Source organism: Demequina globuliformis (assembly GCF_000975155.1).
In the GTDB taxonomy this organism is placed as follows: Bacteria; Actinomycetota; Actinomycetes; order Actinomycetales; family Demequinaceae; genus Demequina; species Demequina globuliformis.
In genome coordinates this window covers 292,967-299,048 of record NZ_BBRG01000002.1, presented here as the reverse complement: position 1 = coordinate 299,048, position 6,082 = coordinate 292,967, and the positions used below count along the sequence as shown (strand labels likewise).

Annotated in this window: 7 protein-coding genes; 3 read left to right on the top strand and 4 right to left on the bottom strand. The window is 66.0% G+C overall.

Annotated elements, in window-relative coordinates:
- From AOP75_RS12905 to AOP75_RS09960, 4 genes are all read right to left on the bottom strand, one after another.
- The coding region (locus AOP75_RS12905) for a hypothetical protein (RefSeq protein WP_236683142.1) at positions 1-236 on the bottom strand (236 nt) is incomplete at its 3' end.
- Positions 237-499: 263 nt separating this feature from the next.
- Positions 500-1,141 (bottom strand): hypothetical protein, encoded by a 642-nt coding sequence (locus tag AOP75_RS09970; RefSeq protein WP_152650048.1) that lies wholly within the window; start codon positions 1,139-1,141, stop codon positions 500-502.
- Positions 1,142-1,342: 201 nt separating this feature from the next.
- A complete protein-coding gene (locus AOP75_RS09965; protein WP_062078924.1) occupies positions 1,343-2,596 on the bottom strand; it encodes an HRDC domain-containing protein in 1,254 nt (417 codons plus the stop codon).
- The gene (locus AOP75_RS09960; RefSeq protein WP_083966902.1) at positions 2,593-3,153 is read right to left on the bottom strand and encodes a DUF3000 domain-containing protein; all 561 of its coding nucleotides are present in this window, start codon (positions 3,151-3,153) and stop codon (positions 2,593-2,595) included. Before AOP75_RS09960 ends, AOP75_RS09965 begins: the two co-directional genes overlap by 4 nt.
- Before the next feature lie 112 nt (positions 3,154-3,265).
- On the opposite strand from AOP75_RS09960, the gene gnd reads away from it, so the two are divergent.
- From gnd to AOP75_RS09945, 3 genes are all read left to right on the top strand, one after another.
- A complete protein-coding gene (gene gnd, locus AOP75_RS09955) occupies positions 3,266-4,702 on the top strand; it encodes an NADP-dependent phosphogluconate dehydrogenase (RefSeq protein ID WP_062078922.1) in 1,437 nt (478 codons plus the stop codon).
- A 113-nt stretch (positions 4,703-4,815) separates the two neighbouring features.
- A complete protein-coding gene (zapE, locus tag AOP75_RS09950) occupies positions 4,816-5,805 on the top strand; it encodes a cell division protein ZapE (RefSeq protein ID WP_062078921.1) in 990 nt (329 codons plus the stop codon).
- 88 nt (positions 5,806-5,893) lie between these two features.
- Positions 5,894-6,076: a hypothetical protein gene (locus AOP75_RS09945; RefSeq protein WP_062078920.1), complete on the top strand. Its 183-nt coding sequence runs from the start codon at positions 5,894-5,896 to the stop codon at positions 6,074-6,076.
- Positions 6,077-6,082: the final 6 nt, after the last annotated feature.

Sequence of the window (6,082 nt, the reverse complement as noted above, 5' to 3'; positions counted from 1 at the left end):
CGCCATGCGTTGATTGCTGCCGCGTGTATGGGGTCTTGGGTGCAGGTGTAGTCGCTGACGCGCATCCAGGGGCCGTAGGCGGTGTCGTTGATGGGTGCTGATCTCCATAGTGGGTCTTGTACTGCTTCGTGTTCATTGCATTGGATGGTGGGGGTGACTTCGCCTTCGGGGCCTCCACATGAGGGGACCGCGCCGTAGAACTCCACGCTGAGTGCGTGAGGGTCTTCACCGGTCATTGCCCAGCCGATACACATCGGCGCACGCTGCCAACGCGTAGGCAGCGCTGTGGACACGGGTCGACTTGGCGCTTCCGCTTCGCCTGTGCCGTTGCCATCCGCCAAGCGTTGCACTACCGCTTCAATTCTGTTCTCGCAGGCACGCGCGCGCGGACCGGGCGTCGGATCCCCCGCGTTTCCGCACTCTTGGGCCAGCGCGCCTTGGGGGGATGCAAATAGGAGAGGCAAAGCTATCGCGAACAACGCGAGCCGGACGACAATCCTCATGTTTCGATGTCGTCGATGTCGATGTCGAAGACGACCCAGTGATCGCCGTGGCGAGTGAGCGCGACTCGAGCAAGGAACTCATCGGGCGGGACACTCTCCACTTTTGCCCCAGTGCCGTCTGTGTAGTTCAACTCGTCCATTGCGGCAGGAGCTTCGATGAGCCACGTACCATCGGCCTGCAGTCCGCCCGACGCTTCAGCGCGTCCGAGGGCTATCGCACCTCCGGACGCGCTCCACGAGCGTTCAGCTGCATCGGCTGACCAAGCTGCCGAGTTGGCGCAATACACGCATCCTTCATCTGACAACGCGTGGAAGAGCGGGGAGGTTGAGCCAGCAATGGACTGTGACTCGTTTAGATAGAACTCAGCGAATGCAACCGCAGCCGCGAAGTCAGCGGGGCGGGCCGCCGCGGGCAACTGCGCAACGACTTCTTCCTCGGACAGCGCCGTGCTGCTAGGCGAAGGCGACGCGGTCACGGACGGCGATGCGCTTGGAGAGACGGTAGCGGTAGGTGAGCCGGCATCGGCCGTAGGCGACACCTCAACGGGCCCATCGCCGCCCGTGCAACCAACGAGCGCCGCAACCGCGCACGCGGCCGCTGCCGATAGCAGTGAGATACGAGTTCGAGTAGCCCCCATGTCACGCGACCCTAGCCGCGCCCACCCCTGGCCCGCGAGGGCAACCACAAAACTGTGGAAAACCAGCGACTGATGTTCCCTCAGTTGCGTCAGAAGGACTGCCGCAACCGGACTTCCGAGAGGCAGCGAGCAGCGCGCAGTGGCACGATTTGCCCGTTATAGGGCCCTAAAACAGCGAAATGGAGCCATTTGGCGGGGAGGTTAGGGGGAGGCGGGGGAGTCGCTCAATTGTTCGGCGTCGCTGAAGGCCTGGGCGAGTTCCGGCGCCGTCAGGTCGATCTGCCACGCGCGTGCCCCGCGACCAGCGAGGAAGGCGCGTATCTCGGCTTCGCCCCCGCCGCGGTACTCCCAGCAGCACCGGCGCATCGCATCGGGTTGGAGGAGGTTCTCCGCGGGGATCTCATGCTTGTCTACGAGGGCAGCGATGCGTTCCTTCGCACAGGTAAGTCGCGCGTTGGCCTCAGGGCGCTTGTCTTTCCACATGCGCGGCTGGGGAGGTCCGTCGCCGCGAGGGCCACGCTTGGAAGGCAGCTTCGATTCCGGCAGCGCCATGGCCTTCTCGATCACCGGGTACCACCGCGGTGCGGCGCGCTTGGTGCCGCGTGAGCGCCACTCACCGACCTCCGTTAGGGCGTCAAGGGATGCGGGTTGCGCCTGGGCGGCGGCGACGATCGCGCGGTCCCGCAGCAGCCGGCCAGGAGACATATCGCGTCGCTGAGCCTCCTTCTCACGGGCCTCCCACAGCGCCTTCACAATGGCGAGACCTCGTTGGTCGCGGATGGCGTGAGACCCTGACGTCCGCCGCCACGGGTCAACGCGCGGCGGCGGAGCCGGTGCCGTACGGACGGCCTCAAACTCTTGCTTCGCCCACTCCAGCTTGCCCGCGGCCTCCAGGTGCCCGTGCATGGCGTCACGAAGTTCGAGCAGCACTTCGACATCGAGCGCTGCATAGACGAGCCAGTCGTGAGGCAGGGGCCGCGTTGACCAGTCCTGCGCAGAGTGTTCCTTCGCGAGGGCGAGCCCGAGCTCGCGTTCCACCACGGCCGCCAACCCCACCTTGGGCCAGCCCAGCAACCGTGCGGCAAGCTCCGTGTCGAACACCGACGCTGGGGTGAGGCCCAACTCGTACATTCCGGGGAGGTCCTGGCTAGCCGCGTGGAACACCCACTCTGCGTCGCCGAAGGCGTCGTTCAAGATGGAGAGGTCAGGCAGGGCATCGGTATCGACGAGAGCAATCGACGTACCCGCCCGTTTGAACTGAGCGAGGTAGGTGGCCTGGCCGTATCTGAATCCGGACGCACGTTCGGCGTCGGCGGCGATGGGGCCGGATGCCCGCGCGAACTCCTCGGCCATCTGTGCCAGGGCTTCAGGAGTGTCGATGACGTCGGGGACGCCTCCGGCGGGCTCGGTGAGCGGCGTCGCTGTGGACTCGGCAGGCGCGTCCTCGGCCGTCATGCGGTGCTTCCCGGAAGCATGGTCACTCCTTCTGGCAACGGCGGCACGCCAGCGCATGCGGCCATGAGATCGGTCCAAGCCTGGATGTGCGGCTCCATTTGCGAATCCAGCGGGGTCCAGGAGACCCGCAACTCAACGTGGACGTCCTGTGGACGTTCGGCAAGTTCGCCATAGGAGCGATTCAGAACCTTAGTGACGGTACCCCCGAGAGCACGGTGCGCCACACCGGCGAGCGCGTCTTCGAGCCACGACCATGCTACGTCGGCCCAGATATCGTCGCCGCCGACTTCAGGCGTGACGATCGCCTTGACCAGGGCGACCACGCGGAACTCGCCTTCCCACGCGTCGTTGCCGGCGGGGTCATGCAACAGTACGAATCGCCCGGACCCTTCGGTGTCCTCCGCCGTGACCTCACCGTTGATCGCCACCGCAAAGGGAGCGATGCGTGAAGGTGCGGGACTTTCAGCGAGGGCAACGTCTTTGCGCGTCTGCGCGCGCCCCAGGGACACGAGTGCATCGCGGAAGGCGGGCGGTGCCTCCGGGAAATCCCTGGCCATGTTCCGAGAGTAGGGGCGCTGGGCCTGCGGGTACCGGTACGCCACGCGGCGCCGGGCCACTAGGCTAGGGGGCGCGAACGACATTCCCCGACTCCCATGTGAAGGATGAACCATGGCGCTTGCCCAGATCGGCGTGACAGGACTGGCGGTGATGGGGCGCAACCTCGCCCGCAACTTCGCCCGCAACGGCTTCACGGTCGCTGTCCACAACCGCTCCCCGCAGAAGATGCACTCGCTCATTGAGGACCACGGCTCCGAGGGTGAGTTCATTGGTTGCGAGAGTCTGCAGGACTTCGTTGACGCACTGGCACAGCCGCGCACGATCGTCGTGATGGTGCAGGCGGGTGGCCCCACGGACGCCGTGATCGACGCGCTGGTCCCCCTGCTGGACAAGGGCGACATCATCGTGGACGCGGGCAACGCGCACTTCCCTGACACTCGCCGGCGCGAGGCAGCGCTGCGTGAACAGGGCATCCACTTCGTGGGCGCAGGCGTGTCTGGCGGCGAGGAGGGTGCACTCCTGGGCCCGTCGATCATGCCCGGCGGCCCCGCTGAGTCCTACGAGACGCTTGGGCCCATCCTGGAGAAGATCGCGGCGAAGGCCGAGGACGGGACGCCGTGCTGCACGCACGTGGGCCCCGACGGCGCCGGCCACTTTGTGAAGATGGTCCACAATGGCATCGAGTACGCCGACATGCAGCTCATTGGTGAGGCCTACAGCCTGCTGCGCGAGGGACTCAACCTGAGCCCCAAGGAGATCGGTGACATCTTCGCGGACTGGAACACCGGCGATCTCGATTCCTTCCTCATTGAGGTCACCGCTGAGGTCCTTAAGCAGACGGATGCCAAGACTGGCAAGCCGCTCGTCGACGTCATCGTCGACGAGGCAGGGCAGAAGGGCACGGGCCGCTGGACGGTGCAGTCCGCCCTCGACCTGGGAGCACCGGTGACCGGAATTGCCGAGGCGACCTTCGCTCGCGCCATTTCGTCGCAGCGCGCACAGCGTGAGGCTGCGCGTGAGGTGCTCGCAGCGAACGCGTCGGACTTCCACATCAAGGACCGTGCCGGTTTCATCGAGGACGTGCGCCTGGCCCTGTACGCATCCAAGGTCGTTGCCTACGCGCAGGGCTTCGACCAGATCCAGGCCGCCTCTGATGAGTACGGCTGGGACATCAACCGTGGAGACATGGCGAAGATTTGGCGCGAGGGATGCATCATTCGTGCCCGCTTCCTTGACCGCATCACTGAGGCCTACGAGCGCGATGCTGACCTCGCGACGCTGCTGGTAGACCCGTACTTTGCGGATGCCGTCGCAGGTGGACTTTCCGCGTGGCGTCGCGTGGTCTCGCAGGCTGCTCTCGCTGGCGTGCCCGCGCCTGCGTTCTCGTCGTCCCTGTCGTACTACGACTCGCTGCGGGCAGAACGCCTGCCGGCAGCGGTGATCCAGGGACAGCGCGACTTCTTTGGCGCGCACACCTACAAGCGCGTGGACGCCGAGGGCACCTTCCACACGCTGTGGTCCGGCGACCGCACCGAGGTCGAGGCGTAACGTTCACAGTTGACGCGTGGCGCGCAGCCCGGAGTTTTAGGCTCCGGCTGTGCGCCACGCGTGCGACCAATGCCGTCCCGCTCCAGGCGGGGTGGCATCGAGTGGGGGAGTGAATGACAGCACGACTCGTGGGGCGGCGCCCGCACGTGGAGCCCGAGGCCCTGATTGGCTCTCTGGTACCGCCCCCTCATTTTCGCCACGCGTCCTTCGACTCGTACCGGCCGGACCCGGACTTCGAAAGCCAGCGTGAGGCCGTTGACGCCGCACGCGCATTCGCCGCAGGTGTGAGCCGCAAGGGCCTGGCTCGCCTGCGGCGGTCGAGCGCCGGGCGTGGCATCTATCTCGACGGCGGCTTTGGGGTCGGCAAAACTCACTTGCTCGCGTCGATTGCTCGCGATGTGGGCGATCGAGCGGCGTTTGGCACCTTTGTCGAGTACACCCACCTGGTGGGCGCGCTCGGCTTTCAACGCACGCGCCAAGCCCTCCAGGACTTCACGGTGGTCTGCATCGACGAGTTTGAACTCGACGATCCGGGCGACACCGTCATGATGGCGCGACTCATGCGCGAACTGGCCGATGCCGGGGTGGCCTTGGCTGCGACCTCCAACACCCTGCCGGGCTCGCTAGGGCAGGGCCGCTTCGCGGCGGACGACTTTCAACGGGAGATTCAGGCCGTCTCCAGCGTGTTCGAGGTCATCACCATTGACGGCCCCGACTACCGCGGCCGCGGAAACGCGCCGTTCCCGGCTCCTGCGCGCACCGACGACGTGGTGGCCGCAGGCAATGCCGACGGCGGCGCATGCGAGGACTGGGCGGCCCTCATGGAAGACCTCACGCACGTGCATCCCAGTCGGTACGGCGCCTATGTCGAAGGCGTGTCCGTTCTGGGTTTGCGAGGCGTGGCACCGCTGACGGACCAGGCGCAAGCACTACGGCTCGTGTCCCTCGTTGACCGTCTCTACGACCGTGACGTGCGCATTGTCGCTTCCGGCCACTCCCTCGGTGATGTGTTCTCCAAGGAGATGCTGCGCGGCGGCTACCGCAAGAAGTACGCCAGGGCGCTGTCCCGCCTGCACGCCATGGTGACCGGCGAGCCCAGCTGACGATGCGGGCCGCACGGAGCGGTTCGTCGCGCGCGCTCAGGGTGGCGCGTGCTAGACACGGAAGTGAACTCGAACGACGGGATCACTCATGAGCGACAGCAATGCGGCTGCGGCTGGCACCGGAACGGTCTACGCGCTCGGCATCTTTGGCGCGATCGTCTACTACTGGCAGGTTGCGGATGGGTTCTGGGAGCACGTCGGAGCCATCTTTCAAGGGCTCGTGTGGCCGGCCTTCCTCGTCTACGAGCTACTCGCGTATCTGGGCGCGTAGGCGGAG